Source organism: Pseudomonas sp. Irchel 3H7 (assembly GCF_900187605.1).
Lineage (GTDB): Bacteria > Pseudomonadota > Gammaproteobacteria > Pseudomonadales > Pseudomonadaceae > Aquipseudomonas.
The window spans coordinates 320,496-346,831 of record NZ_FYEA01000006.1 but is presented as its reverse complement, the minus strand read 5'-3'; the positions used below and the strand labels follow the sequence as shown (position 1 = coordinate 346,831).

The window sequence follows — 26,336 nt, the reverse complement described above, 5'->3', positions numbered from 1 at the left end:
TGGAGGATAAAAACGCCACCCTATACGAGCTTGATCAGGAATCAAAGAGCAATGACTGCAGGAGTGAGCCTGCTCGCGATAGCGATGTGTCAGGTAATGATTGGGGGCTGACACACCGCTTCCGCGAGCAGGCTCACTCCTACAATGGGTGTGTGATCAGGCCGGGACTTCGTCGAGCATCAGACGCTGGCGCACCACGTCGACCAGCTTGTCCGGCTGGAACTTGGAGAGGAAGTTGTCGCAGCCGACCTTCTTCACCATCGAGTCGTTGAAACTGCCGGACAGCGAGGTGTGCAACACCACGTACAAGCCACGCAGACGCGGGTCATTGCGAATTTCGGTGGTCAAGCGATAACCGTCCATTTCCGGCATTTCCGCATCGGTGAAGATCATCAGCAGTTTGTCGGTCATGCTCACGCCAGTATCGGCCCAGGCCTTGAGCATGTTCAGGGCTTTCAGACCATCGCTGGCAATGTGCATCTTCACGCCGAGCTGGCCGAGGGTGTCGCGCAATTGCGAGAGAGCCACGTTGGAGTCGTCCACCAGCAGTACTTCACGGCCACGGGCGCGCTCCAGCACCGGATCTTCGAGTTTTTCACGCGAGACCTTGGCGTTGTAAGGGACGATTTCGGCGAGGACTTTCTCGACGTCGATGATTTCCACCAGTTGATCGTCGACCTTGCTGATCGCAGTCAGATAGTGCTGACGCCCGGCGCTGGTCGGCGGCGGCAGAATGGCTTCCCAGTTCATGTTGACGATGCGGTCCACACCGCCCACAAGGAATGCCTGCACCGAACGGTTGTACTCGGTGACGATGATGGTGCTGTTTGGGCCAGGCACCAATGGACGCATGCCGATTGCCTGCGACAGATCAATCACCGGCAAGGTCTGACCGCGCAGATTGACCACCCCGCACACAAACGGATGACGCTGCGGCATCAAAGTCAGTTTCGGCAGTTGCAGCACTTCCTGGACCTTGAACACGTTAATCGCGAACAACTGGCGCCCGGCCAGTCGAAACATGAGAATTTCCAGGCGATTCTCACCCACCAGTTGCGTGCGTTGGTCTACCGTGTCGAGAATGCCGGCCATCAATGACTCCTGGGCTTGTTCTGATGAATTCACTATGTGAGGTTATCGGCGGCAAATGGCAGTTCTTGATTGCCAAACCCGACCCGTCAAAAATGCCATGATCAGGCATTGATGTCACATTAACATCATGCTTTACTGGCCCGGTGATTTTCATCTGCTACATTCTCTGCGGCGCGACCTCGGTTTGCACCGTAGGTTCCCGTGTCTAAGGGATTCCCCTAGTAACAATCAGGCCCAACCTGATATTCGCAATATCCAATAGCCATTAATGTGACGCCATTCTCATTGCATGAACGGAGTCAGGCTATTGTGTGCGATCGCAGTTCAGTGGAAACAACCCCTCTGGAACCCCTCAGCCAGTGCACCTGCACGTCTGGGCGCGATCTCCCGACGATTCATGATCGTCGCCACACACGGCATTCCCTCATGAGACATGACGTGGTGGAGATAAGCATGCCAATGGACCGCAAAGAGTGGGTACAACGCTTCCCCGAATTCCTTGTCGAGGCCGAACAACTCTTGGCCAAGTCCGAAGAATGCCTCAGCCATCTGCAACTGATCAGCAATGACAAGGACGCTATCGAGTGCATGCTCAATACCCTCCTGAAACTCGCACGCAGGGCTGAAGCCCTGGCGCTGGAGGCAATTTCCGAGTTCTCTCTGCATATTTACAGCCTGCTCAACCTGACCCAGGATCGCGTCGACCTTCACGAAGAGGCCCTGGTCGCGTTGCAGGATTGCTTCACGTTGATGGCCTGGCAGCTTGAACTGGTCGATCAACAGACCGGGCAACTGAGTCTGGATGAAAGTGAACAGACTTCGCTGATCGAAGCTTTCGCATTCCAGGTTGGTCAAAGCCAGCTCAAGCCGCCACTGACGGGCAAACGTTTGCCTCAATTGCCCTACTCGGGACAAGCCTGATCAACACGCTGTATCCACGCAGGCGCTTGCAGCGAAACGTTGAATGTCGTAATTGAATACTTCATACCTGCCAGCGACAAAATCGAATTAAATAATCACCGACGACAGACACCCATGTTTTCTGCCGACCTCAGGGTTTACCTGTGTGTTAAGAAGCACAACTTCAGGTAACACCTACATCTATCGAACTCAATAAATCGACTTTTTCCATTATGGAACTTGCGTCCAAAACACGTATTTCCTGACTCAATGGACATATATAGCGAGCGCGACCAACGGTATCTTAAGTGGTATTATGCCGCCCATTAGTTGCTTTCAAATTAATGGCACAGTGATTTCAGCGACCGCTGTCCACTGAAGTTGGCGGTCAATACATTCACTGGACCGCGTTGAAAGCAATAACATAATTGACAGCATTTTCAGACAGAGACCCGCCAGCCTCAGGCCGGTCTGCCCGCAGCGAACATCCATTGGCTCCATCCGTTATGTACGCCAGTCTCAAGTCAATCACTACATGGCCACCTTCCCGGGAAAATGCACGCCGGTTCACGCTCATACTGTGTGTCGCGGCCACCCTCGGCAGCCTGCTGACCTATGGTCTTTCGACACCCCTTAGCCTCGGGCTGCTACTGCTCGACATCGCCGCTACCGCATGTGTCTGGGTGCAATATCGACTGTCACGCAAATCGATCAAATTTCAGCCTCAGGAGCTCGCCGACCGCTTGCTGGAAGTCCAGGAAAACGAGCGCCATCGCCTCAGCCGCGAATTGCACGACGATATCGGCCAATTGCTGACGGCCGCCAAACTGCAGAGCGAGTGGCTCAAGCGACGCCTGCCGGATGACTTGCAGGAGCAATGCACGGTGCTGTGCGCCACCCTGGAAGAAACCCTCGACAAAGTGCGCGACGTTTCGGCCATTCTCAATCCACGGCAGTTGACCAGCCTGGGGCTTGAAGCCAGTCTGCGTGCACATCTGCTCAAGACATTGACCAACACCAGCGTGCACTGGAGCCTCGATTGCCAGCAGCGCCTCAACGGTATTCCGGAAGAAATGGCGGTCGCCGCCTTTCGCATCACCCAGGAGGCTGTTACCAATATCCTGCGTCACGCCCAGGCAAAAAACCTGGTGATACGCGTGCAACGTCTGCCTAAAGGGCTGACGCTGCTGATCAGCGATGACGGTATGGGATTCGCCCCGTCGGCCAATCCGGGTCGAGAAGGACAACGAGGCATGGCCGGGATGGCCGAACGAATCGAGCAACTGGGTGGCACCCTGAACGTCATCAGCGAACCGGGTAAAGGCACTCAAATCGAAGCACTCTTCCCCTGGGCGCCTCGCGCACTCGAGCGGGCCAGTACGAATAAGGTTATGCGTTGACTTGCAACTTACTTCTGGTGGATGACCACTCGCTGATCAGGGCCGGCGTGCGCGCTCTGGTGCTGGATATTCCCGGTTACGCGGTGATTGGCGAGGCCAATGACGGTTCGCAGTTGCTCGAAATGGTCGAGCAACTGAGTCCGGATATCGTGTTGCTGGATATCTCCATGAAAGAAACCGGTGGCCTGGAAGCCCTGCAACGGCTCAAGCGGGTGCGTCCGCAGAGCAAGGTGCTGATCTTGTCGATGCACACCGATCCGGCGCTGATCATGCAGGCGCTCGAGTCCGGCGCCCACGGCTATCTGCTCAAGGACACGACCGCTACCGAGCTCGAACATGCACTGGAAGCCTTGCGCAACAACGAGCGCTACCTGAGCCCCGCCATCGCACACACCGTGATCAATCAGGCCCTGACCCGTAATCAGAAGCAGCAGCCGGAGGCCGCCGACTCGCACAATCTGACCGCGCGCCAGCTGGAAATCCTGCGTTTGATCGTGCGGGGGAAATCCACTCGGGAAATCGCCAATGGCCTGGGGCTGAGCATCAAGACAGTCGAGACCCACCGCTCACAGATCATGAAGCGCCTGCAAATCTACGACGTAGCGGGCCTGGTACTGTTCGCCGTGCGCGAACAGATCATCAGCCTGGACGACTGACCGAGCGGGCGCCGCCCAACAATGGAGAATGCTCCGGCAAGTGCACGCGCAACGCTGCCGGACGCGCCTCAAATCGCAAGCTCTCACCTTCCAGTGGTTCGCCATCCAGATTGATGCAGAGCCCCTCGGCCACTTTGATTTCGACCCATGGCAAACGGGCTCGGACAAACATGTTATCGATGCCGAAACCATCGCTGAGCAGCGTCTTCAACGTGCCGACCAGCTCCTGTGGCGCCGGCAGGATGCTGATATCCAGCAAACCGTCATCGGCCAGCGCTTCCGGGCACAATACGTGCCCGCCACCGGCCTGACGGCCATTGCCGATACCCAGCGCGAGCATTTCGCCACTCCAGTGAAAGTCCGGCCCCTGAAGCTCACCATAAGCAGCATGCAGCTCGCTGAATCGTGACAAACCGGTGAACAGATAGGCTGCACCACCGAGTACTTTTTTCAGGTCCTCGGAAGTATTGGCCGTGACCTGACTGCCGAAACCACCCGTGGCCATATTGAGGAAAATCTGCCCGCCCACCTCGCCCAGATCGATGTCGCGCGGCGGCACATCAAGCAGCTCAAGCGCTTCGGCAGGCTCCAATGGCACACCGGCGGCGCGGGAAAAGTCGTTAGCGGTGCCCAAGGGTAAAAGAACGAGGCTGGCTTTGCCCGGGTGCGCCGCGAGCGCTTCGGCGATGTCGCGCAACGTGCCATCTCCACCACCGGCGATAATCTTTGTGTAGCCGTCCGCCAAGGCTTGCTCCACCCACCGCTGAGCATCCCCTGCCTCCCACGTCAGGCGCACGGCCAGCTCCCAGCCTTGCTTGCGCTTGTCCTCGACGGCGGTGCGTACCGCCTCGTTGAGTGCCTGCTTGCCATGCAAAATCAACAGTGCCCGGCGTTCACTCATCACATCACTCCCTAATCGAATCGGTTCGAGACATCTTGACCACTGCCGCCCGCAAAAAAGCCGTCAGACCTGTAATTAATTCGGCCTTCTGGCCTAAACGTCCTACACAGCGGTATTTTTTCTTACAAAACATGCGGAATCGGCTTAATTGACCCGGCTTCGACATTGGGTCACCGTGTGCCGGCGGTAGCAATCTTCAATCCAACACACAAGGATGTGCATGTAATGAGTGGATACCCCCCCAAGGCTCTTGCCAGCTCGATAGCTGAAAAAGTTTGCAAGCGAACAGTTGAAACGATCGGTGGATGCTTCCATGCCCAGTCATGAAGCCAGAGTGCCATTGAGCCCGGTTGGCCCTCTCGTCGAAAGTCGCTCGAATCAAAAGTCAGAATTCAAAAACAGCGCCAGAACCACTGGAGAAATTGATATGGAACCTCGTGTAACCGAGCTGGAAACCCATCTCAAGTACCTTCGGCGGGACATGGACGAAGTCCGCAGTGATGTCAGAACAATCAAACACCGGCTTGCCTACTCGGCGGGTGCGACAGCGGTAGTGCTGGGTCTGCTGGGTTGGGTGGCCAATAGCCGATTCGACCAGCTTGTAACACTGATCAGCAATTAAATGAATGAGTCATTGCAGGCGCCGACGACAGCCGACGCCTGCATTTGCGAGACAGCGGTCAGTCCAGCAGATCACTCAGCGGAATGAAGACCACTTCATCGCCGGCGCTCAGTGTGCGGCCCTCCAGCACTTCGACCAATCCATCTGCCCATGCGGCGCTACGCAGTACGCCTGAGCTCTGGTTGCGATAAACAGTGGCCCGCCCTTGCTCCAGACGGCCTCTAAGGTACTCACGCCGATTGCCTGCCACCGGCCAGTCAAAACCCGCTGGCACGCTGAACTTCAGCGGCTCGACGTCCTGCACGCCCTGACGGCGCAACAGATATGGCCGAGTGAGTAGCGCAAAGGTCACCAGCGTCGATGCCGGATTTCCTGGCAAACCAATGACCGGTACATTGCGGAAATGGCCAAATGTCAGCGGTTTTCCAGGTTTGATCGCCAGCTTCCAAAGGGCAAGCTCGCCCTCTTCTCGCAAGGCGACACCCAGAAAATCCGCCTCACCTACCGACACGCCCCCCGTGGAAAGGATCAGATCAACATCCTGCAACTCCCCCAGACGGGCACGGGTAGTGGCCAGATTATCCGGAAGAATACCGGCATCGATCACCTCACAGCCCAGACGTTGCAGCCAACTGCATAGCAACACCCGATTGCTGTTGTAAATCTGACCCGGCCCCAATGCCTGGCCCGGCTCGACCAATTCATCACCCGTGGAGATCACCGCAACGCGAACCTTGCGCACGACCTTCAACCCGGCACACCCCAACGACGCAGCCAGTCCCTGCTCTATCGGACCCAAGCGGGTTCCGGCAGGCAGGATCAGCTCACCGACGGTGGTTTCCTGGCCTTGTGGACGGATGTTCTGCCCGGTCTTCATCGGCTCGAGGAAGCGCACCGTTTCATCAGCTTGAACCTCAGCGTTTTCCTGCATTTCCACGCAGTCAGCGCCCGCGGGCACTGGAGCGCCGGTGAAAATCCGTGCACAGGAGCCCGGTTTCAAAGGCTCCGGGGATTGCCCGGCGAACACTTTCTGACTGACCGGCATGGGTTCGCCAGTCCAGTCCGCCAGGTTCAACGCATATCCGTCCATGGCACTGTTAGGCCAAGGCGGCAGATCCAGCGTCGAAATCAGATCTTCGCTCAGCACACGTCCCTGAACCTGAGCCAACGGCAAGTCTTCATGCTCTGCAATTGGCGAGGCTTCGGCCATCTCGAGCAAACGCGCCAGCGCCAACTCAACCGGCATCAATGCCCCGGTCTTGCCCGGCTTACCCACGGGATTCACAAGGCGCCGCCTGCTTCAAGTGAGTCACGAAATTGCACGGACGGTGACGCGCGTCCAACTGCTCGCCCAGGATGCCATCCCAACCGGTGCGTACGGCGTTGGTCGAACCCGGCAAGCAGCAAACCAGCGTGCCATTGGCCAGACCGGCCAGCGCACGGGACTGCACCGTGGAGGTACCGATATCGGCTACCGAAATCTGCCGGAACAACTCACCAAACCCGTCGACCTGTTTGTCGAGCAGGCAGGCAACTGCTTCAGGAGTACTGTCGCGGCCAGTGAATCCGGTCCCGCCGGTGATCAGCACGACCTGTACGACATCGTCGGCAATCCAGGTGGCGACTTGCGCACGAATTTTGTAGAGGTCATCTTTGAGCAACACCCGCTGCGCCAGAAAATGGCCTGCCGCCGTCAAACGGTCGACGAAGACCTGACCTGAGGTGTCGGTTTCCAGTGTTCGAGTGTCACTGACAGTCAGCACCGCAATATTGAGCGGCACGAAAGGTACATCAGCCTTGGCTTTCATAGGCTCGTCCAGTTGTAGGAGAAACAGCCCGGTGTTATATCACAGCGCCTCATTTTTTCGCCGCCCCTCTGGAGAGCTGCCATGATCCTCGACACGCAACTGCCCCCCTGCTCCATTCTGCTCCTGGCAGGTGGACGCGGCCAACGCATGGGCGGCCAGGACAAAGGTTTGGTCGAATGGCAGGGCGAGCCGTTGATTGCACATTTGCAGCGCAAGGTCCGTGGGCTGACTGATGACCTGATCATCTCCTGCAACCGTAATCGCGAGCGTTACGCGCCATTCGCTGATCAATTGGTGGTCGATGACGAAGGCGACTATCCGGGGCCATTGGCCGGCATTCGTGCGGGTCTGAAAGCTGCGCGCCATTCGCACCTGCTGGTCTTGCCCTGTGACGTCCCGCGCATTGACGCAGCGTTACTGCAAAGCATGCGCGAGACGGCCAATCAGAATCCTGAAAAACCTTTAATGTTGCGCCATGACGAGCACTGGGAACCCTTGCTGTGTGTGATTCCGGCAGCCCTTCGACCCGCCTTCGAAGAGGCCTGGAACGCCGGTGAGCGCAGCCCCGGCCGGGTTATGCGCATGCTCGGCGCTACTGCCCTGCAATGCCCGGACAACGACCCGCGACTGGCCAACCTGAACACCCCCGAACTGTTAAATTCCCACAACACTGTGTCAGACTGACACCATTCAAGGAACTCTCACGCCTTGTATACGTCTCAAGCTCAGTAACCAAAAGAATTCCCATTCGGAGACACACCCATGACTCAACGGACCCTCGCCACTTTCATGCTCGCACTGGGCCTTGCCACCCTCGCCGGTTGCTCGTCGCCTACAGTGATCACCTTGAATGACGGTCGCGAAATCCAGGCCGTCGACACCCCGAAATACGATGACGATTCGGGCTTCTACGAGTTCAAACAGCTGGACGGCAAAGAAACCCGCATCAACAAGGATCAGGTTCGCACCGTTAAAGAGCTGTAAGCTCTGGTCGACACCGGATACAGAAAAGCCCGCATTAATGCGGGCTTTTTCATGGGCGTTCGAAAGGTGGCTTGGGCCTCACCATTGCAGCGTAATCCGGCTCTCGAATTCGCGCTCTTCACCGTTCACCGGGTCGATAAACCGCAGACCCTGCGCCAGCAGCTTCAGCGGATTGGCGTAGTCATCCTCGACGTCTTTCAACACCTGCGGATAAAACGGATCGTTGCAGATGCTCGCCCCCAGCGCAGTCATGTGCACACGCAGTTGATGTTTCTTGCCGGTCACCGGAAACAATCCATAGCGCCACAGATCGCCATGCTTTTCCCGAACCTCCACCGCCGTTTCGGTGTTGCTGGCCCCTGCGCCTTCCTGCATGCGGAAAAACGGCTCGCCATCGACCAGACGGCTCTTGTGCACCAAAGGGAACCTCAGATCTGGCAGCGCCGGGGCGATGGCTTCATAGCGTTTGTCGATCTGCCGCGTCGGGAAGAGCGACTGATAAGCCGAACGGGTTTGCGGGTTGGCCGAGAAAATAACCAGTCCCGCCGTATGCCGGTCGATGCGGTGCAAAGGCACCAGATGGGGATTGTCCAGGCGACGAATCAGCCTGCGCAACAATGTCTGCTCAACGTACTCGCCGGCGGGTGTGACTGGCAGGAAATGCGGTTTGTCAGCCACCACCAGATGTTCGTCGGCATACAGGATCGACTCGACCACCGGGATCGGCTTTTCGTCCGGCACTTCGCGAAAATAATGAATTCGCAAGCCTTCCTTGTAAGGCAAATCCACCGAGATCGGCTGACCATCACCATCCAGAACTCGCCCCCGAGCGATGCGGTCCAGCCATTGCTCGCGATCAATCGCACGAAAATGCTCACACAGACAATCGAGTACGGTCAGCCAGGGACCCGGCGGCAGATAAAGCGTGCTCGCCTGATTCTGCGCAGCAGAGAATGTAGATGTGGACATACGGAAATCAAACCCTCAATACAGGGCGGCATTATCCAGCACGGAGGGAAACGAGCCTAGCGCAGATTGCTCAGGCCGGGATCGACTTGAGCGCTGCGGCGTCTGTGAACTCCTTGAGCCAGCGCAGGACATCGACAGCCTCCCAGCGGCCCGGGTCATACAAGGCGTAAAGCAACCCTTGATAACCGACCACATCCAGTTGTTTGTGATAACCGGCACGCTGAAACAAGGCCTCGATTTCGGCAAAGCAAGTGTTGAAATGCAGCTTGTTGAAGGGCGTCTTGCCTTCCGTGACCAGCCCGTCCAGGCGCAATTCGAGAACGGCCTCGCGCACCACGTCAACCGACATCCGGTTCACGCTGTTTTTCAACTGTTCGACATTGACCACGGTTCATCCCTCTGAAGCATTTACTGTATGAACATACAGTAACCGAACAATCCGTAAAATGCCAAGGAATGGATGGCAGCGGCGACCGGCGGGATGAATGAGAAAATACGAATTAACGCAGAAACGCCACAACTTGATCAGCGCTGAAGGGCCAGCCCAGTTCTGCCCCGGTGTCGACACGACGCAACACCGGAATCCGCAGGCTATAAGCCTCAAACCAAGATTCGTCTTCAGCGATATCGACCAGTTCAACCAGCAGGCCGTGCTCAACGAAAGGCATCAACTCGGCCTCGGCAACTTCACACAAATGGCATCCAAGGGTGCCGAACAGCTGACATTCAGGAAGCATGAGCGCTCAACCAGGAAATGAGTGGGCCTATTCTAGGCCGCAGCTGAAAACCCGTCGAGCCACCGCCGCCCAAAGGCTCCAGTCCTCCGACAAAGGTTCACAGGCAAAACCCTGACGCAAATCAGTCCACAGAAAAACCATTTGCGCGATCCTCCCGGTCTTTTTGCCTCTACGCTTGAAAAGCCTGAATCTGACATCGGAGTGTCCAGTGTTTGCCAATTTGTTGATCATCCTCGCCTCGTCCCTCGTGGTGATTGCGCTGTTTCGGCGCCTGCGGTTGCCGCCGGTTCTGGGTTATCTGTGCGTGGGATTGCTGGTCGGGCCGAGTGCCTTCGACTGGGTCAACGAAAGCGAACACCTGCCTGACGTAGCCGAACTGGGGGTGGTGTTTCTGCTGTTTTCACTCGGCCTGGAATTTTCCCTGTCGAAGATGATCGCTTTGCGCCAGGTGGTATTCCGCCTCGGCAGTCAGCAGGTACTGATCAGCACCGCACTGCTCGGTTTGTTGCTGATGCTACTGGGCATGCCGACGACGCCGGCGCTGCTGCTCGGCGCCGGGCTTTCGCTGTCATCGACGGCAATTGTGACCAAAGAACTGGGCAGCCTCGGCGAGGTGTTCAGCAGTCACGGGCAGAATGCCGTTGGCGTTTTGCTGTTTCAGGACGTTGTCGCAGTATTGCTGCTGACGTTGGTGCCAGTGTTTGCCGGGAGCAGCGCCCAAGCCTGGTACTGGGCGCTGCCGCTGACACTGGCGAAAACCGTGGTGCTGTTTGTCGGTCTGCTGCTGGCCAGTCGCTGGTTACTGCCGAGGCTGTTTCATGAAGTGGCCGCGTCACGCTCGGCTGAGTTGTTCGTGCTGTTGGCGCTGGTGATTGTGCTGCTGACCGCGTGGCTGACTCACCTGCTGGGCCTGTCCCCTGCCCTCGGTGCATTTCTGGCCGGCATGTTGCTCGGTGAAAGCCACTATCGGCATCAGATCGAGGCCGACATCCGACCGTTTCGCGACATCCTGCTCGGGGTGTTTTTCGTCAGCATCGGCATGCTCATCGACCTGCAACTGTTCGTCAGTCACAGCCTGCTGATCCTCGGGCTCACCGTCGGCTTGATGGTGATCAAGGGCATCGTCGTCGCCTTGTTGGTGAAGTGGCGCGGCAGCGACAGCGAAACGGCGTGGCGTAGCGGCCTGGCATTGGCGCAGGGGGGCGAGTTCTGCTTTGCACTGATGGCGCAAATGCAGCAACACAGCATGATGCCCGAGGCGCTGGGCAATCTTCTGCTCGCCGCGACGTTCTGTTCGATGCTGCTGACGCCACTGCTATTGCGCGCGGCGCCCCGCATCGCTACAGCACTCCACCGCAAGCCCAATCAGGAAGCACAGATCGAGGAAATCAGCGCACTCAACGCCGACCTCAATCAGCACGTGGTGATTTGTGGCTACGGCCGCGTCGGTCAATCCATCGGGCGTTTCCTGCGCAATGCCAAACAGCCTTACATCGCACTGGACAGTGATCCGGTTCGCGTACAGGAAGCCGCCAGCGGAGAAAGTGACGTGCATTATGGCGACTCATCACGCGGCGATCTGCTGACCGCCGTTGGCCTGCTGCGCGCAAAACTGCTGGTGGTCGCCGTGGATCAGAGTGATATTGCCCTGCGCATCCTCAAGGAAGCGCGCCGACTCAACGCCCACGTGCCGATCCTGGTACGCACCCGCGACGACAGCCAATGGGCCGAATTGAAAGCCGCCGGCGCCACCGAAGTGGTGCCGGAGCTGTTGGAGTCCAGCCTGATGCTCGCCTCTCACGCCTTGATCATGCTCGGTCTGCCGGCGCATCAGGTGCAGGAAAAAGTCGATCAGGTGCGCATCGACCGCTATCGCCTGCTTCACGGTTTTTATCCCGGTAGCGATGATGCTGAAACTTAGTCCTGACTCACCGCGCCGATCTTGTGCAGCGACAGGTCGGCGCCGTAATACTCTTGTTCCTGACTCAGGCGCAGCCCGTGCAGCGCCTTGATCACGCCGTATACGACAAAGCCACCGATCAACGCCACCGCGACACCGAGTGCGGTGCCGATCAACTGGCTGATCAGACTGACGCCGCCGATACCACCGAGCGCGGCCTGGCCGAAAATCCCGCAGGCAATCCCGCCCCAAACACCGCACAGGCCGTGCAGTGGCCAAACACCCAATACGTCATCGATGCGCCATTTAACCTGCGCAGCGGTAAAGCACCAGACAAACAGCGCACCGGCAATCGCGCCGGTCACCAGCGCACCGACCGGATGCATCAAGTCGGACCCGGCACAGATCGCCACCAGCCCGGCCAATGGGCCGTTGTGCAGGAAGCCCGGGTCATTGCGGCCGACGAGCAGCGCTGCCATCGTGCCGCCGACCATCGCCATCAACGAATTGACCGCCACCAGACCGCTGACGCCTTGCAGTGTTTGCGCACTCATCACGTTGAAGCCGAACCAGCCGACAATCAGAATCCACGAACCCAGGGCCAGGAAAGGAATGCTCGACGGTGCGAACGCCACCAGACGCCCGTCGCGGTAACGGCCATTACGCGGCCCCAGCAACAGCACCGCCGCCAGCGCCAGCCAACCGCCCATGGCGTGCACCACGACGGAACCGGCGAAGTCATGAAAAGCGGCACCGAACTGCGCCGTCAGCCAAGCTTGCAGACCGTAGTTGCCGTTCCAGATCATGCCTTCGAAAAACGGATAGATGAACGCGACGATCAACGCCGTGGCGCACAACTGCGGCACGAAACGCGCGCGTTCTGCGATGCCACCGGAAATAATCGCCGGGATCGCGGCAGCAAAAGTCAGCAGGAAGAAAAACTTCACCAGTCCGTAACCGTGATCGGCACTCAGCACCGCCGCCGGTTGCATAAACGTCACGCCGTAGGAGATCCAATAGCCTATAAAGAAATAGGCCAGGGTCGAGACAGCGAAATCACTGAGAATCTTCGACAGCGCATTCACCTGGTTTTTCTGGCGCACCGTACCAACTTCGAGAAAGGCGAAACCGGCATGCATTGCCAGCACCATTACCGCACCGATCAGAATGAACAAGGTATTGGAGCTGTGAACCAGGGTGTCCACAGCGCTTTGCAGATTTTCCATAAGCAGGCAGACCTAAAGGCGAAAAAGGCACCAAAGCGGTTCATGCGCACATTTCATGCACCAAGTTGCGACCGCGCAGGCACGGAGCCGACGGTCCGGCGAACTGCTTTGGCGCACGAGGTCGATGTCCTGACACGAACCGGGCTTGTTTGGGATAAGGTTTCTCATGGCGCATGCCCGGCAACCGCGCACGACCGCCGGGCAACGCACCACGACACAGCAAAAGTTGTACCAGTCATTTGTACTGAACCTTCGCGCAAGGCTCATACTCGAACGCTTCAGACGTCACTTACGGAGATCCACCATGGCCAGCATCAAGGCAAAGACTGCTCAAGAAATCCTCATGAACGACTTCCAGACTTTGGTCGCCGACACCGAACGCTTGCTCGAGCACACCGCCACCCTGGCCGGCGATCAGGCCGATGAGCTGCGCGAGCAGATTCACGACAGCCTGCTGCGCGCCCGCGAAACGCTGAAACTGACCGAAGAAACCCTGCGCGATCGGGGTCAGGCTGCAGTGACCGCCACTGAAGATTACGTGTCGGCCAACCCTTGGCAGTCCGTTGGCATCGCTGCCGGTGTCGGCTTTCTGATCGGCCTGCTGGCTACCCGGCGCTGATTATGTCGATCGGTGAATCCGGCCCGACTGCGGGCACCGCCTCTTCCACGCGACGCCTGGGCGCCGCCGTTCTGGGTCTGCTGCACAGCCATGTCGAATTATTCGGCATCGAATTGCAGGAGCAGAAATCACGAACCGTCAGCCTGTTGCTGTTCGCAGGTCTGGCTTTGGTCTTTGCCCTGTTGTTGCTGGTGGGCTTATCGACACTGGTGATGATCGTGTTCTGGGACACTTATCGTCTGGCCGCGATCATTGGCCTGTGCGTTTTCTATACCCTGGCCTCGATCTTCTGCGCACTGCGTCTCAAGGCGGCGATTTTCGATGAATCCTCGCCTTTCCACGGCACGCTCGAAGAGCTGGCCAACGACCGGGAGCGCCTGCTGCCATGAGCCTGCCTGAACTGCCACACAACAGCTCGCGTCGGGAAATGCGCAAGGCGTTGATCCGCCTGCGCATGGAAATGCATCGCCAGGAAATTCGTCATGAAGCCGGGCAAGTCCTGCAACCGCTGCATCGCATGCGCGGCATGACGCAAAACCTGCAAGGTGGTTTCGGCATCAAACACGCGCCATTGTGGGGCGTGGCTGCCGTTACGCTATTGGGCTTTATCACTGGCAAAGGCGCGAAAAGCGGCGGCGCCGGTGGCTTGAGCCGGCTGATCCGGCTCGGCACCAGCCTCGGGCCGCTGATCAAACTGGTCATGCAGAGTTCGGCCAAACGCTGAACAGATACATCTGGCTACATTCTTGCAATACCTGCGGGATGAACCTCTTTATCCGGAGGTTCAATCCCGTGCGCCTATCCGGTCGACGGGGTTCAACCAGAACAAGAACGACTAAGGAGGCCCCGTGATCGACGGGCAACCGCTCGCCTGCTTTCAACCTTTCATCGATACCGCCACGGGACGCATTGCAGGCGTCGAAGCATTGGGCCGCCTGCGCCAGGCCGACGGTCAACTGGCTTCGGTCGGGCCACTGTTTGCGGACCCGCGCACACCCGCGATTGCCCTGCGTCGCCTCGACCGGCAGATCCGCGACAACGCCTTGAGCCGCTTGCATGAAGCGCCGGCAGACTGGTTTCTCAGCCTGAACATGTCGCCGCGCTGGATCAGTCGTCTGCGCGCCGATCAGGCTCTGCCCAGCCTCAAACAATTGGCGCGCTACGGTATCGATCCGCAACGCATCGTCTTCGAGATCACCGAACTGGGCGGCAACGGTCAACGCCTGGCCGAAGTCGTCACGCGTTATCGCGAGGCGGGCGCGAGAATCGCCATCGACGACTTTGGCGCCGGCTACTCGCAACTTGATCGGGTGCTGGCGCTGCAACCGGACATTCTCAAACTCGATATGCGTCTGTTCCAGGCCGCCGCACTGGGTGGTCCGAGCAGTGATGTGGTCAAGGCTCTCGCGCAGATGGCCGAGAAGACCGGCTGCTGGATCATCGCCGAAGGCGTCGAGACCGAAGCGCAGTTGAATTTCGCCCTGGAATGCGGATCGCGCTATGTACAGGGATTCCTGTTCGCGCGGGCGCAGGAGGCGTTCTTTCCCGCCGACGCGTTTGTGCAGCACTTCGCCGAACTGCGCCAGCGCTATGTCCGGCAGAAACTCGCAGAGCGCGGGCGGCTGATGCAAATGCGCCAGCAACTCGCTGAACTGATGTCGATCCTGCAAGCCTGGGCTCAGGCGCATGCCCCCTTGAGCGCGTTGCCACAACTGGACGCCTTTCCTTGGCTGCTGCGGTTTTATCAATGCGATCGCCACGGCACGCAGCTGACGCCCAACCTCGAATGGCGGCAGCATGGCTGGTTCGCCGACAATCGTTATCTGGGGCACAACTGGTCGTGGCGCCCGTATTTCTATCATTTGCTCGCCGAAGGCTGGGAGGAGCGGCGTTTGACGCTCTCCAATACCTACCGCGATGCCACCAGCAATCAGTATTGCCTGACGGCCGGGCAGTTTTTTGACAACGGTGAGCGTTTGCTGTTGATCGACATCGACGCGGCTGGGTTGTAGTTACGCTTGCAGGGGCGTGCGCGAACCGGGAAGCTAGGGGCCAACGCCCCCAGTCACCTGACGGAGAGAATCAGCCTTGGATTGGCAAACCCTGCTCAACCGCGAGCGCCTCGGCAAGCCGCTGCACAGCCCGCAAGAACTTGGCCGCAGCCCTTTCCACAAAGACCATGACCGCATCATTTTCTCCGGTGCCTTCCGCCGCCTCGGACGCAAGACCCAGGTGCACCCGGTCACCAGCAACGATCACATTCACACGCGCCTGACCCATTCGCTGGAAGTCAGTTGCGTCGGCCGTTCACTGGGCATGCGAGTGGGCGAAACCCTGCGCAGTGCCTTGCCCGAATGGTGCGACCCGGCCGACCTCGGCATGGTCGTGCAGTCGGCGTGTCTGGCCCACGACATCGGCAATCCGCCGTTCGGCCATTCCGGTGAAGATGCTATTCGTCACTGGTTCCAGCAGGCCGCCGGACGTGGCTGGCTCGACGGCATGAGCGAAGCCGAACGCGCTGACTTTCTCAACTTCGAAGGTAACGCCCAAGGCTTTCGCGTACTGACTCAGCTGGAGTACCACCAGTTCGACGGCGGTACACGGCTGACCTACGCCACCCTCGGCACTTACCTGAAATACCCGTGGACCGCGCGCCACGCCGACTCCCTGGGCTACAAGAAACACAAATTCGGCTGCTATCAAAGTGAGCTGCCGCTGCTTGAGCAGATCGCCCACAAACTGGGCCTGCCGCAAATCGAAAACCAGCGTTGGGCGCGTCACCCGTTGGTGTATCTGATGGAGGCCGCCGACGACATCTGCTACGCGCTGATCGATCTCGAAGACGGCCTCGAAATGGAGCTGCTGGAATACGCCGAAGTCGAATCCCTGCTGCTCGGGCTGGTGGGCGACGATCTGCCGGAAACCTATCGTCAGCTCGGCCCGCAGGATTCGCGACGACGCAAACTGGCGATCCTGCGCGGCAAGGCCATCGAGCATTTGACCAACGCCGCGGCGCGGGCCTTTGTCGAGCAACAGGACGCACTCCTCGCCGGCACGCTGCACGGCGATCTGGTCGAGCACATGCACGGCCCGGCCAAGCGTTGCGTCTTGAACGCCAAGGACATCGCCCGCAAGAAAATCTTTCAGGACAAGCGCAAAACCCTGCATGAAATCGGCGCGTATACGACGCTGGAGATCCTGCTCAATTCGTTCTGCGGCGCCGCGCTGGAACAACACAACGGTCGTACGCCGTCATTCAAAAGCCGGCGCATTCTTGATCTGCTGGGCAGTAACGCACCGGATCCTCAAGGTTCGTTACACACGTCGTTTCTGCGCATGATCGATTTCATTGCCGGCATGACCGACAGCTACGCCAGCGACATGGCGCTGGAAATGACCGGCCGTTCCAGCCATTGACTCCATCGCATGCGGGCGCCCATGGTTTTGGCTACCCGCATGCAGCCCCCCAGGTCAACCCGAGAACTTTTAACGCGTCACTGACAGGGCTGAAGATCCACAATGACCACGCGGCGATTCAGCAAGTTTAAACATCTATAAAAAGCCATTTACAGCCAGTACTTGCAAATCATTCAAGTCAAACTATAAGCCTCTTCAAATTCTGCTCCTCCTTACGTCAAACCTAGTTTGAACGTAGTCCGTTTCCTTATTAGTTGTAGGATTAATCCGATAACGTGACTGGAGCCATGTCACTTCATGCGAGTGCTCATTCAACTGAGCTAAGGTGCGCGCTTTATTCGTGCTTGCATGGGATTTGATTATGAACTCCGTTTTTATTGTCGACGATCACCCGGTCATCCGTCTCGCCGTTCGAATGCTGCTGGAGCATGAAGGTTACAAGGTCGTCGGTGAAACCGATAACGGAGTCGATGCCATGCAAATGGTGCGCGAGTGCATGCCCGATCTGGTCATTCTCGATGTGAGCATTCCCAAGCTGGACGGCCTGGAGGTGCTGGCCCGCTTCAATGCCATGGGCTCGCCGTTGAAAATCCTGATTCTGACGGCGCAGTGTCCGACACTGTTCGGCATTCGCTGCATGCAATCCGGCGCATCGGGTTATGTCTGCAAACAGGAAGACCTGAGCGAACTGGTCAGTGCAATCAAAGCAGTACTTTCCGGTTACAACTATTTCCCCAGCCAGGCATTGAATCCGGTTCGTAGTGACGATATCCGTTTTGCCGAACTGGAACTGTTCAAATCCGTCAATGATCGCGAGTTGATGGTTTTGCAATTGTTCGCCCAAGGCCGCACTAACAAGGAGATCGCCAAGGGCATGTTTCTAAGTAATAAAACCGTCAGCACTTACAAAAAACGCCTGATGCAGAAACTCAAGGCCAAATCCCTTGTAGAACTTATCGAGATGGCCAAACGAAACGCACTCGTGTGAGAGCCCGCATGCCCAGCCGTTTGAAGGACTATTTAATTGCGTTGAGTGCAGGTCTTTACCTGAGCGCCAACGTGTTCGCCATGCCCGGCGGTTCACCGGACTATGCCTTGCTAAGCAGGTCGGCAAACGAGCCGGTATCGATCACGTTCGATAAGTCCCAGCGGCAATGGATGCTTGCGCGTAGCGAACTGGTTCTGGGCACTTCGGCGCCTGACTACCCGCCGTTTGACATGACGGTCAGTGGCAAGGATTACGAAGGGCTGACAGCTGACTACGCCGGACTCCTTGGCCAGGCCACCGGTCTGCCTGTCCGGGTGCAGCGCTTTCCATCCCGGGATGCGGCGATTCGGGCACTGGTCGATGGCCAGGTCGACCTGCTGGGTACCGCGAACGGGTTCGAAGCGAGCAATGCCAACCTGGCGCTGTCGACCCCCTATGCCATTGACCTGCCGGTGCTGGTCACCCGCGAAGACGAAACCCGCTCACTCACCGAAGGCCTGGCCGGGCTGCGCCTGAGCATGGTCTATCACTATTTGCCGTTACCCGAAGTCAAGGCGTTGTATCCCAAGGCGCTCATTACCTGCTACCCCTCCTACCAGAACGCGATCAACGCCGTCGCGTTTGACCAGGCCGATGTGTTTCTCGGCGATACCCTGTCGACGCATTACATGATCAACAAGGGTTACCTGAACAATGTGCGCATGGCCAATTTCGGCAAGCAGGAAGCCCAGGGGTTCAGCTTCGCCGTGCGCCGCAACAACCCACAATTGCTCGACATCGTCGACACCGTGCTCAAGGCAGTGCCTGCCAGCGAACGCGACAATATTGCCAAGCGCTGGAGCGCCGGCAGCGATCTGTTGCTCACCGACCGGAAAATGCAACTGACCCAGCGCGAAGAAGTGTGGCTCAAACAGCATCCGGTGGTCAGCGTGGTCGTCAATGAAGCGTTCGCGCCCCTGACATTCTTTGACAACGACGGCAATTTTCGCGGCATCAGTGCCGACCTGCTCGAACTGATCCGCCTGCGCACCGGCCTGCGTTTCGAGATCCGGCGCAGCCGCAACGACGCGGAAATGATCCAGCAGATAGACCACCATCAAGCCGATCTGATTGCAGCATTGTTGCCGACAGCGGAGCGCGAAAAAACCCTCAACTTCAGTCGTCCCTATCTGGAAAATTCCTACGTTCTGCTGACCCGCAAGAGTGCCGACGGCCCGACCAACCTGGGCCAGCTCAAAGGCAAACAACTGGCGATTGCCCAAGGCAATCCGATGGTCGAATACCTGCGCCGAGAGTATCCGCGCATCCAGTTGATCGAAACCGCGGATACCTTCAGCGCGGTATCGCTGCTCGCTGAAGGACATGTCGACGGCGCGGTGAACTCACTGGTGATTGCCAACTACTTCATTTCTTCGCGGATCTTCAATCAGGCATTACAAATCACCACCACCATCGGCACCGGCCAGGCTGCGTTTTCGCTGGCAACCGCCCGGGACAACACGGAACTGACGTCGATCATCAATAAGGCGTTGTTGAGCATCGCCCCCGATGAGCTGGGCGTGATCAATGGCCGCTGGCGCGGTTACTCCACGGCATCGCAGAACATCTGGCATAACTACCAGCGCCTGTTCTACCAAGTGATCGTCGGCGCTTGCCTGTTACTGCTGCTGCTTCTGGCCTGGAACGCCTATATGCGTCACCAGATCAAACAACGTCAGGCCGCCGAGCGCGCGCTGAACGACCAGTTTGAATTCATGCGTTCACTGGTCGATGGCACACCGCATCCGATTTATGTCCGCGACCGCCAAGGCCTGCTGCAAAGCTGCAATGAAAGCTACCTCGAAGCGTTCAATGCCAAACGCGAAGACGTCATCGGCAAAAGCGTCATTGAGGGCACCTTGAGCAACGCCTTCGAGGCTCAGGCTTTTCAGGCCGATTACCAACGCGTCGTCGCCGAAGGCACACCGATGGTGGTCGACCGGCCTTTGCACATCGGCAACCGACGCCTGACGATCTATCACTGGATACTGCCGTACCGTGACTCCAGCGGCGACGTGAAAGGCATCATCGGCGGTTGGATCGACATCAGCGAACGCCGTCAGTTGTTCGAAGAGTTGCGTACGGCCAAAGAACAGGCAGATGAGGCCAACCGGGCAAAAAGCACGTTTCTGGCGACCATGAGTCACGAAATCCGCACGCCAATGAATGCCGTGATCGGCATGCTTGAACTGACACTCAAACGTATGGATCAACAGCATCCGGATCGCTCATCAATCGACACGGCTTATCATTCGGCCAACGATCTGCTGGGTTTGATCGGCGATATTCTCGACATCGCACGGATCGAATCCGGGCGTCTGAGTCTTTGCCCGGAACGGGTCAATCTGGTCGATACCGTGGCGTCTGTGGCAAGAATCTTCGAAGGCCTCGCCCGGCAGAAAAACCTCACCCTGCAAGTCATCTTCAATCCACCGGACCTGGCAATCGATGTGCATCTGGACCCCCTGCGTTTCAAACAGGTGCTGTCGAATCTGGTGAGCAATGCCATCAAATTCACCGAGCAGGGGCATGTGCGGATTACCCTGGACCTCATGAACACCGAGGTGCCGGCCCGTGCCTTGATGCAACTGACCGTACAGGACACTGGCGTCGGTATCAGTGCCGAGGACCAGCAGCGCTTGTTCGAACCATTTGCCCAGGCGGAAAACAGCAGTCAACAAGGTAGAAGCGGGGCAGGCCTGGGACTGGTGATCAGTCGCAACCTCTGCGAAATGATGGGCGGGCAACTGCAATTGAACAGTCAGCCGGGCATCGGCACTCAGGTATGTATCTCCCTGGCGCTGGAAACCTTGCCGATACAGTTGAGCACAGTGAAAAGTGAAGCGGCGATCAAGACATCGCAAACGCCCCTGCGTGTGCTCGTGGTAGATGACCATCCGGCGAATCGATTGTTGATGTGTCAGCAACTGGAGTTTCTCGGACATCACTTCAGCATTGCCGAGAACGGCTGCAGTGGCCTGGCACTGTGGCGGGCGGGCCATTTCGACCTGGTGATCGTCGACTGCAACATGCCGTTGATGAATGGCTACGAATTGACTCGCGCCATTCGCCAGCATGAACTCCAGGCACGCTGCCCGCCCTGCACTGTGCTGGGCTTTACGGCCAATGCACAGCCGGAGGAAATCCAGCGTTGCAAACAGGCCGGCATGAACGATTGCCTGTTCAAGCCCTTGAGCCTGAGCCTGCTCAGCCAGTGGGTCGATGGCATCACGCCGACGTGTGCACCACCGGCCTTCAACCTGCAAAACATGAACATGCTGACCGGTGGCAACCCTGCTCAAGCCCGCCGTTTGCTGGCCGAGTTGCTCAAAAGCAGCCGTCTCGATCGTCAGGAACTGCTCGCGCTGTCGCCTGAACATGATCGCGCGGCGCTGGCGGTGGTCGCTCACAAGATCAAGGGGGCCGCGCGTATCGCTCAGGCATCACGCGTGATCGAGTGCTGCGACGCCCTTGAGCAAGCCTGCGCCGAGGCCTTGTCGACAGACGAGATCGCTCGCCGTTGCGAAGCGAGCAACCGGGCGATGCTCGATCTCGAGCACGCCTTGCAGCAGCAATTGACGGTGTCGGATCAAAGCACAATGAGCCTGCCTTAACTATGCTTGGCGCTGAGCAGTGAGTTAACCATCATGGAGAGCCCGAAATGCCCAGCCCACTGCGCCCGGAGCAACGCCGGTTTCCGCTGCATGTGCACATCAGCGTCATGTTCACCTTCCTGTTGCTGCTTACGGGAATCGTGCTGGGCCTGTTCAATTACCACCAGACCACGCAGATCATCCTCTCGAGCAGCGAAAAACTGTTCGAACGGATCGAACAGGACGTGCGCCTGGACATGGCGGCCACCTATCAGCCGATCCGCCATTTGCTGAGTTTGCTGGCGGACAACCCCGCCACTCAGGCTGCGCGCCTTGAACAACGCATGCCCCTGCTCCGCCCCTTCAGCCAGTCGCTCAGCGACAATCCCAACCTGGCGTCGCTGTACCTGGGTTATGCCAATGGCGACTTCTTCATGGTCCGTCCACTGCGCAGCGCAGCACTGAAAGCGCTGCTCAAAGCCCCTGAAGCGGCGGCGTATCAGGTCTGGAGCATCGAGCATGACCCGCAGGGCGCGATGCACTCGCAATCGCTGTTTTTCGATCAGGCACTGACCCCGATAAGCCGTCAGGACAACCCAGGCGACCGCTACGATCCGCGCAGCCGTGCCTGGTTCAACGATGCCCGTCAACAAGAGGAACAGATCACCACCGAGCCCTACGTGTTTTTCTCCACACACAATGTCGGCACGACCTTGGCCCGGCGCAGCGGCGAGAACGCCGTGATTGGCGCGGACCTGACGCTGGTCGCCCTGTCCGCCGCGCTGAGTAAACATGTCGTCACCCCCTCCACCGAGATTGCCCTGTTCGACGCCGAGGGCAACGCCGTGGCCTACCCCGACAGCGAGCGCCTGATTGTCGACGGCAGCACGGCCTCTCTGGCCAAAGCGGCGGACCTGAGTCCGGGCTTGCATACGCTGTTGTCCGGCGCAGCCAAGGGCAATCGCGTGGAAGCGGAGGGGCGCCACTGGATCGTCGCCCGCAGCAGCATTCAAGAGGGTGGCCCGAAAGGTTTGCAATTGGCGTTGCTGGTGCCGGAAGACGAGTTACTGGTCGATGCCTACCGTTTGCGCTGGCAAGGCGCGCTGATCACCCTGGCGACCCTGCTGCTATGCCTGCCGCTGGGCTGGGTGATTTCGCGGATTCTGGTCAAGCCGTTGCACGCGCTGGTCAAGGAAGCAGACGCCATCCGCAGTTTCGATTTCAATTTTCCGTTGGCACGCCGCTCGCCGGTGCTTGAAGTCGACCAGTTGAGTGTGTCGATGGCACGAATGAAAGACACCCTGGCGAGTTTCTTCCAGATCACCGACACCCTGGGCGCCGAAACCCGCTTTGCCCCCCTGCTGCACCGTGTGCTGTTTGAAACGGTGCAGATTGCTCAGGCGCAGGCAGGGCTGATCTATCTGCGTGAAAGCGACAGCAGCCGCATGGAGCCTTACGGCCTGGTGATAGATGGCACGCCACAGACCCTGGAGGCGTTCGACATCCAGGGCCACGACCTGCAGCAGAGCAACGGCCCGGCGTGGTTTAGACAATTGGTCAGCGCCAACAACGTGGTGAGCAACTTCGGCTTTGATCAGGCCGGCGACTTGCAGAAGGTCCTGCTGGCAATGCAATCGCCGCGCATCCATCTGATCGGCATCCGCCTGCACAACCGCCACGACGAAACCATCGGCCTGCTGATTCTGCTGGTGAGCGACAGCGGCACCGCAGCCGATCTGGAAAAACTGCGCCCTGATCGCATCGCTTTTTTGCAGGCTGTGTCCGGCGCGGCGGCGGTGAGCATCGAGAGCCAGCGTCTGCAAGCCCGTCAGAAACAACTTCTCGACGCCTTTATTCAATTACTCGCCGGTGCCATCGACGCCAAGAGTCCGTATACCGGCGGGCATTGTCAGCGCGTGCCGGAGCTGACACTGATGCTTGCCCAGGCCGCAGCAGCCAGTCAGGCGCCGGCCTTCAGCGCCTACCAACCGAGCGAAGATGAATGGGAAGCCCTGCACATTGCCGCGTGGCTGCACGACTGCGGCAAGGTCACGACGCCGGAATACGTGGTCGACAAGGCCACCAAACTGGAAACCATCAACGACCGCATCCACGAGATCCGCACACGTTTCGAAGTGCTCAAGCGTGATGCCTGGATCAGCTATTGGCAGGCGCGCGCCCTGGACGGCGATGAGACCGCATTGGCCGAACTGCGCGACGCCACGCTGACGGCGCTCGACGACGATTTTGCCTTTGTCGCGCGCTGCAATCTAGGCAGTGAAGCGATGGCCGAAGCAGATCTGCAGCGCCTTGATCATCTCGGCCGACGCACCTGGATGCGTACCCTTGATGACCGGCTGGGTGTGTCCTGGGAGGAGAATCGGCGTCAGTCGCGAACGCCGGCACCGAGCTTGCCGGTTAGTGAAAAGCTTCTGGCAGACAAGCCCGAGCACTTGCTCGAACGCGACCCGAACGAGTTGATTCCCGAAGACAATCCATGGGGCTTCAAGCTGGATGTGCCGCGCTACAAATACAATCGCGGCGAGCTGTATAACCTGAGCATCAGCCGCGGCACCTTGACCCGCGAAGAGCGTTACGTGATCAATCACCACATGGTGCAGACGATCATGATGCTCAGCCACCTGCCCTTCCCCGGCCACCTCGACAGCATTGCCGAGATCGCCGGCGGTCATCATGAAAAAATGGACGGCACCGGTTACCCGAAACGCCTGAAGCGTGAGGACATGAGCCTGCCGGCGCGGATGATGGCGATTGCCGATATCTTCGAGGCGCTGACCGCAGCCGATCGCCCGTACAAGAAAGCGAAAACCTTGAGTGAGGCGTTGGCGATCATGGCCACCATGTGCCGCGAAGCACACATCGATGCCCAGCTGTTTGGTTTGTTCATCAACGATGGCGTGTACATGCAGTACGCCGTGCGTTTTCTCGATCCCGCGCAGATCGACAACGTGGATCCGGCCAGCCTGCTGCACAAGGCTGGCCTGACCGCGTGATCAGCAGTCGGTCAGACGCAGGAAAATCGCCGCCAGTTGCTCGATACCGGCCTGATCCTGCGCACCGAAACGCGCCAGTTTCGGGCTGTCGAGGTCAAGTACACCGATCAGGCGACCGTCCTTGACCAGCGGCACGACCAGTTCACTGTTCGACGCGCTGTCGCAGGCGATATGCCCCGGGAACGCGTGCACATCTTCAACGCGCTGGGTTTGCCGAGTCGCTGCCGCCGCGCCACACACGCCACGACCGAACGGAATGCGTACGCAAGCGATCTGCCCCTGAAACGGGCCGAGCACCAGCTCTTCGTTACGGTTGAGGTAAAAACCCGCCCAGTTCAGATCATCGAGCTGGTTGAACAGGAACGCCGAAAACTGCGCGGCGTTGGCGATGAAATCGCGCTCGTCCGCCAGCAGCGATTCCAGTTGTGCGGCCAACATGCCATAGCCTTCGAGGCCTTGGCCGCTTTGTTGCAAATCAATCATGCCTTGTGCTCCAACAATTTCAGTCCCACCCAGTAACGGGCGAATTGGTAAGCGCAACGTCCATTGCGATTTCCGCGGCCGGTGGCCCAACGCACGGCAAGGATGTCCAGTTCTTCGTCGCGCTGCCAGCTCAGGCCGGCCTTGGCCGCCAACTGGCCGATCCAGTGCTCGACGACGTTGAGGAAGTGTTCTTGAGTAAACGGGTAGAACGACAGCCACAGACCGAAACGGTCCGACAGCGCGATCTTGTCTTCCACGGCTTCGCTGGGGTGCAGTTCGCCGTCGACGCGTTTCCAGTTTTCGTTGTCGCTTTCCTTCTCCGGCACCAGATGGCGACGGTTGGAAGTGGCGTACAGCAAGACGTTGTCCGGGGCCTGCTCAAGCGAACCATCGAGCACGCTTTTGAGCACGCGATAATCGCCTTCACCGGATTCGAACGACAAGTCATCGCAAAACAACACGAAACGTTGCGGCAGTTTGCCGATCTGCTCGACCACCCGTGGCAGATCCGCCAGATGATCGCGCTCGATCTCGATCAAGCGCAGACCCGCGGCGGCGTGTTCCGCCAGCAAGGCCCGCACCAGCGACGACTTGCCAGTGCCGCGCGAGCCCCACAGCAGCGCATGGTTGGCCGGCATGCCATCGAGAAATTGCTGGGTGTTGCGCCCCAGTTGTTCGAGCTGACGGTCAACACCGATCAGGTCGGACAGGCGCATGTCGAGGCTGACTTCCAGCGGCAACAAGTAGCCGCTGCGCCCATCGCGCTGCCAGCGCGCCGCCAGACAAGTGCCCCAGTCGATCACCGGCCGTGGTGCCGGCAACAACGGTTCGATCCGCGCCAGAACCGACTCGGCGCGTTCAAGAAAAGCATTCAATCGGGAATCCACGTCTTCTCCTCGGGCACATTCACAGTGATGATGACGATCCAGCGACGACACACAGATAAAAATCACCCTACCAAGCCTTGTTACAAGGCGATTCGGGAACC

25 protein-coding genes are annotated in these 26,336 nt (G+C 58.6%); 15 read left to right on the top strand and 10 right to left on the bottom strand.

The annotated features are described in order from the left end of the window. Nucleotides 1–156 precede the first annotated feature (156 nt). Nucleotides 157–1,092, bottom strand: coding sequence for a chemotaxis protein CheV (locus CKW38_RS14020; protein WP_095113041.1), 936 nt, complete (start codon nt 1,090–1,092; stop codon nt 157–159). Between the two features lie 453 nt (nt 1,093–1,545). On the opposite strand from CKW38_RS14020, the gene CKW38_RS14015 reads away from it, so the two are divergent. The 3 genes from CKW38_RS14015 (at nt 1,546) to CKW38_RS14005 (ending at nt 4,048) form a co-directional block, all read left to right on the top strand. Then, a complete protein-coding gene (locus tag CKW38_RS14015; protein ID WP_007908675.1) occupies nt 1,546–2,013 on the top strand; it encodes a hypothetical protein in 468 nt (155 codons plus the stop codon). 485 nt (nt 2,014–2,498) lie between these two features. Continuing rightward, nucleotides 2,499–3,392 (top strand): sensor histidine kinase, encoded by an 894-nt coding sequence (locus CKW38_RS14010; RefSeq protein ID WP_007908674.1) that lies wholly within the window; start codon nt 2,499–2,501, stop codon nt 3,390–3,392. After that, nucleotides 3,389–4,048: a response regulator transcription factor gene (locus CKW38_RS14005; RefSeq protein WP_007949957.1), complete on the top strand. Its 660-nt coding sequence runs from the start codon at nt 3,389–3,391 to the stop codon at nt 4,046–4,048. The genes CKW38_RS14010 and CKW38_RS14005 overlap by 4 nt, the downstream gene beginning before the upstream one ends. Here the strand turns inward: CKW38_RS14005 and yegS are convergent. After that, nucleotides 4,032–4,949, bottom strand: a complete 918-nt coding sequence (gene yegS / locus CKW38_RS14000; protein WP_007908672.1) for a lipid kinase YegS — start codon at nt 4,947–4,949, stop codon at nt 4,032–4,034. The two genes, CKW38_RS14005 and yegS, sit on opposite strands and share 17 nt — an antisense overlap. A gap of 313 nt (nt 4,950–5,262) precedes the next feature. Here yegS and CKW38_RS30195 point away from each other — a divergent pair, with 313 nt between their 5' ends. Then, nucleotides 5,263–5,571 (top strand): hypothetical protein, encoded by a 309-nt coding sequence (locus CKW38_RS30195; RefSeq protein ID WP_176472330.1) that lies wholly within the window; start codon nt 5,263–5,265, stop codon nt 5,569–5,571. 58 nt (nt 5,572–5,629) lie between these two features. Here CKW38_RS30195 and glp read toward each other — a convergent pair whose 3' ends face one another. Both glp and moaB read right to left on the bottom strand, forming a co-directional pair. Beyond that, nucleotides 5,630–6,856 carry a gephyrin-like molybdotransferase Glp gene (gene glp, locus CKW38_RS13990; RefSeq protein ID WP_095113040.1) on the bottom strand — a complete coding sequence of 409 codons (1,227 nt, stop codon included), beginning with the start codon at nt 6,854–6,856 and terminating at the stop codon, nt 5,630–5,632. Further along, a complete protein-coding gene (gene moaB, locus CKW38_RS13985) occupies nt 6,840–7,379 on the bottom strand; it encodes a molybdenum cofactor biosynthesis protein B (RefSeq protein WP_007908664.1) in 540 nt (179 codons plus the stop codon). The genes glp and moaB overlap by 17 nt, the downstream gene beginning before the upstream one ends. A gap of 81 nt (nt 7,380–7,460) precedes the next feature. Here moaB and mobA point away from each other — a divergent pair, with 81 nt between their 5' ends. Further along, on the top strand, nt 7,461–8,063 hold the full coding sequence (mobA, locus tag CKW38_RS13980; RefSeq protein ID WP_095113039.1) for a molybdenum cofactor guanylyltransferase MobA: 603 nt from the start codon (nt 7,461–7,463) through the stop codon (nt 8,061–8,063). Between the two features lie 78 nt (nt 8,064–8,141). Beyond that, nucleotides 8,142–8,363: a YgdI/YgdR family lipoprotein gene (locus CKW38_RS13975; protein WP_007908660.1), complete on the top strand. Its 222-nt coding sequence runs from the start codon at nt 8,142–8,144 to the stop codon at nt 8,361–8,363. Nucleotides 8,364–8,441: 78 nt separating this feature from the next. Here CKW38_RS13975 and CKW38_RS13970 read toward each other — a convergent pair whose 3' ends face one another. The 3 genes from CKW38_RS13970 to CKW38_RS13960 form a co-directional block, all read right to left on the bottom strand. Beyond that, entirely contained in the window at nt 8,442–9,332 is an 891-nt protein-coding gene (locus tag CKW38_RS13970) for a pseudouridine synthase (RefSeq protein WP_007908659.1), read from the bottom strand. Nucleotides 9,333–9,402: 70 nt separating this feature from the next. After that, a complete protein-coding gene (locus tag CKW38_RS13965; RefSeq protein ID WP_007908658.1) occupies nt 9,403–9,720 on the bottom strand; it encodes a transcriptional regulator in 318 nt (105 codons plus the stop codon). A 112-nt stretch (nt 9,721–9,832) separates the two neighbouring features. After that, nucleotides 9,833–10,069 carry a glutaredoxin family protein gene (locus tag CKW38_RS13960; RefSeq protein WP_007908657.1) on the bottom strand — a complete coding sequence of 79 codons (237 nt, stop codon included), beginning with the start codon at nt 10,067–10,069 and terminating at the stop codon, nt 9,833–9,835. 208 nt (nt 10,070–10,277) lie between these two features. Here CKW38_RS13960 and CKW38_RS13955 point away from each other — a divergent pair, with 208 nt between their 5' ends. Beyond that, entirely contained in the window at nt 10,278–11,990 is a 1,713-nt protein-coding gene (locus tag CKW38_RS13955; RefSeq protein WP_095113038.1) for a monovalent cation:proton antiporter-2 (CPA2) family protein, read from the top strand. On the opposite strand, the gene CKW38_RS13950 is transcribed toward CKW38_RS13955, so the two are convergent. Beyond that, nucleotides 11,987–13,195 carry an ammonium transporter gene (locus CKW38_RS13950; RefSeq protein WP_007908654.1) on the bottom strand — a complete coding sequence of 403 codons (1,209 nt, stop codon included), beginning with the start codon at nt 13,193–13,195 and terminating at the stop codon, nt 11,987–11,989. The genes CKW38_RS13955 and CKW38_RS13950 overlap by 4 nt on opposite strands. Nucleotides 13,196–13,499: 304 nt before the next feature. On the opposite strand from CKW38_RS13950, the gene CKW38_RS13945 reads away from it, so the two are divergent. From CKW38_RS13945 to CKW38_RS13910, 8 genes are all read left to right on the top strand, one after another. After that, nucleotides 13,500–13,814, top strand: a complete 315-nt coding sequence (locus CKW38_RS13945) for a YqjD family protein (RefSeq protein ID WP_007908653.1) — start codon at nt 13,500–13,502, stop codon at nt 13,812–13,814. 2 nt (nt 13,815–13,816) lie between these two features. Beyond that, nucleotides 13,817–14,203: a phage holin family protein gene (locus CKW38_RS13940; RefSeq protein WP_007908652.1), complete on the top strand. Its 387-nt coding sequence runs from the start codon at nt 13,817–13,819 to the stop codon at nt 14,201–14,203. Beyond that, nucleotides 14,200–14,538, top strand: a complete 339-nt coding sequence (locus tag CKW38_RS13935) for a hypothetical protein (protein ID WP_007908651.1) — start codon at nt 14,200–14,202, stop codon at nt 14,536–14,538. The genes CKW38_RS13940 and CKW38_RS13935 overlap by 4 nt, the downstream gene beginning before the upstream one ends. A gap of 124 nt (nt 14,539–14,662) precedes the next feature. Next, nucleotides 14,663–15,826, top strand: coding sequence for an EAL domain-containing protein (locus CKW38_RS13930; protein ID WP_095113037.1), 1,164 nt, complete (start codon nt 14,663–14,665; stop codon nt 15,824–15,826). Nucleotides 15,827–15,902: 76 nt separating this feature from the next. After that, on the top strand, nt 15,903–17,231 hold the full coding sequence (locus CKW38_RS13925; protein WP_095113036.1) for a deoxyguanosinetriphosphate triphosphohydrolase: 1,329 nt from the start codon (nt 15,903–15,905) through the stop codon (nt 17,229–17,231). Between the two features lie 361 nt (nt 17,232–17,592). After that, a complete protein-coding gene (locus CKW38_RS13920; protein WP_007908640.1) occupies nt 17,593–18,219 on the top strand; it encodes a response regulator transcription factor in 627 nt (208 codons plus the stop codon). Between the two features lie 8 nt (nt 18,220–18,227). Beyond that, nucleotides 18,228–21,872, top strand: coding sequence for a transporter substrate-binding domain-containing protein (locus CKW38_RS13915; RefSeq protein ID WP_095113035.1), 3,645 nt, complete (start codon nt 18,228–18,230; stop codon nt 21,870–21,872). Between the two features lie 47 nt (nt 21,873–21,919). Then, on the top strand, nt 21,920–24,865 hold the full coding sequence (locus tag CKW38_RS13910; RefSeq protein ID WP_095113034.1) for an HD domain-containing phosphohydrolase: 2,946 nt from the start codon (nt 21,920–21,922) through the stop codon (nt 24,863–24,865). On the opposite strand, the gene CKW38_RS13905 is transcribed toward CKW38_RS13910, so the two are convergent. Together CKW38_RS13905 and CKW38_RS13900 are read right to left on the bottom strand one after the other, a co-directional pair. Further along, entirely contained in the window at nt 24,866–25,348 is a 483-nt protein-coding gene (locus CKW38_RS13905) for a GAF domain-containing protein (protein ID WP_007908634.1), read from the bottom strand. It lies immediately after the preceding gene. Continuing rightward, entirely contained in the window at nt 25,345–26,235 is an 891-nt protein-coding gene (locus CKW38_RS13900; RefSeq protein ID WP_007908631.1) for an ATP-binding protein, read from the bottom strand. Before CKW38_RS13900 ends, CKW38_RS13905 begins: the two co-directional genes overlap by 4 nt. Nucleotides 26,236–26,336 lie beyond the last annotated feature (101 nt).

What these genes read in the sequence shown, in the direction of transcription:
- CKW38_RS14020 (WP_095113041.1), bottom strand. Translation starts at nt 1,092, where the DNA reads ATGGCCGGCATTCTCGACACGGTAGACCAACGCACGCAACTGGTGGGT.
- CKW38_RS14015 (WP_007908675.1), top strand. Translation starts at nt 1,546, where the DNA reads ATGCCAATGGACCGCAAAGAGTGGGTACAACGCTTCCCCGAATTCCTT.
- CKW38_RS14010 (WP_007908674.1), top strand. Translation starts at nt 2,499, where the DNA reads ATGTACGCCAGTCTCAAGTCAATCACTACATGGCCACCTTCCCGGGAA.
- yegS (WP_007908672.1), bottom strand. Translation starts at nt 4,949, where the DNA reads ATGAGTGAACGCCGGGCACTGTTGATTTTGCATGGCAAGCAGGCACTC.
- CKW38_RS30195 (WP_176472330.1), top strand. Translation starts at nt 5,263, where the DNA reads ATGCCCAGTCATGAAGCCAGAGTGCCATTGAGCCCGGTTGGCCCTCTC.
- moaB (WP_007908664.1), bottom strand. Translation starts at nt 7,379, where the DNA reads ATGAAAGCCAAGGCTGATGTACCTTTCGTGCCGCTCAATATTGCGGTG.
- mobA (WP_095113039.1), top strand. Translation starts at nt 7,461, where the DNA reads ATGATCCTCGACACGCAACTGCCCCCCTGCTCCATTCTGCTCCTGGCA.
- CKW38_RS13975 (WP_007908660.1), top strand. Translation starts at nt 8,142, where the DNA reads ATGACTCAACGGACCCTCGCCACTTTCATGCTCGCACTGGGCCTTGCC.
- CKW38_RS13970 (WP_007908659.1), bottom strand. Translation starts at nt 9,332, where the DNA reads ATGTCCACATCTACATTCTCTGCTGCGCAGAATCAGGCGAGCACGCTT.
- CKW38_RS13960 (WP_007908657.1), bottom strand. Translation starts at nt 10,069, where the DNA reads ATGCTTCCTGAATGTCAGCTGTTCGGCACCCTTGGATGCCATTTGTGT.
- CKW38_RS13950 (WP_007908654.1), bottom strand. Translation starts at nt 13,195, where the DNA reads ATGGAAAATCTGCAAAGCGCTGTGGACACCCTGGTTCACAGCTCCAAT.
- CKW38_RS13945 (WP_007908653.1), top strand. Translation starts at nt 13,500, where the DNA reads ATGGCCAGCATCAAGGCAAAGACTGCTCAAGAAATCCTCATGAACGAC.
- CKW38_RS13940 (WP_007908652.1), top strand. Translation starts at nt 13,817, where the DNA reads ATGTCGATCGGTGAATCCGGCCCGACTGCGGGCACCGCCTCTTCCACG.
- CKW38_RS13935 (WP_007908651.1), top strand. Translation starts at nt 14,200, where the DNA reads ATGAGCCTGCCTGAACTGCCACACAACAGCTCGCGTCGGGAAATGCGC.
- CKW38_RS13920 (WP_007908640.1), top strand. Translation starts at nt 17,593, where the DNA reads ATGAACTCCGTTTTTATTGTCGACGATCACCCGGTCATCCGTCTCGCC.
- CKW38_RS13915 (WP_095113035.1), top strand. Translation starts at nt 18,228, where the DNA reads ATGCCCAGCCGTTTGAAGGACTATTTAATTGCGTTGAGTGCAGGTCTT.
- CKW38_RS13910 (WP_095113034.1), top strand. Translation starts at nt 21,920, where the DNA reads ATGCCCAGCCCACTGCGCCCGGAGCAACGCCGGTTTCCGCTGCATGTG.
- CKW38_RS13905 (WP_007908634.1), bottom strand. Translation starts at nt 25,348, where the DNA reads ATGATTGATTTGCAACAAAGCGGCCAAGGCCTCGAAGGCTATGGCATG.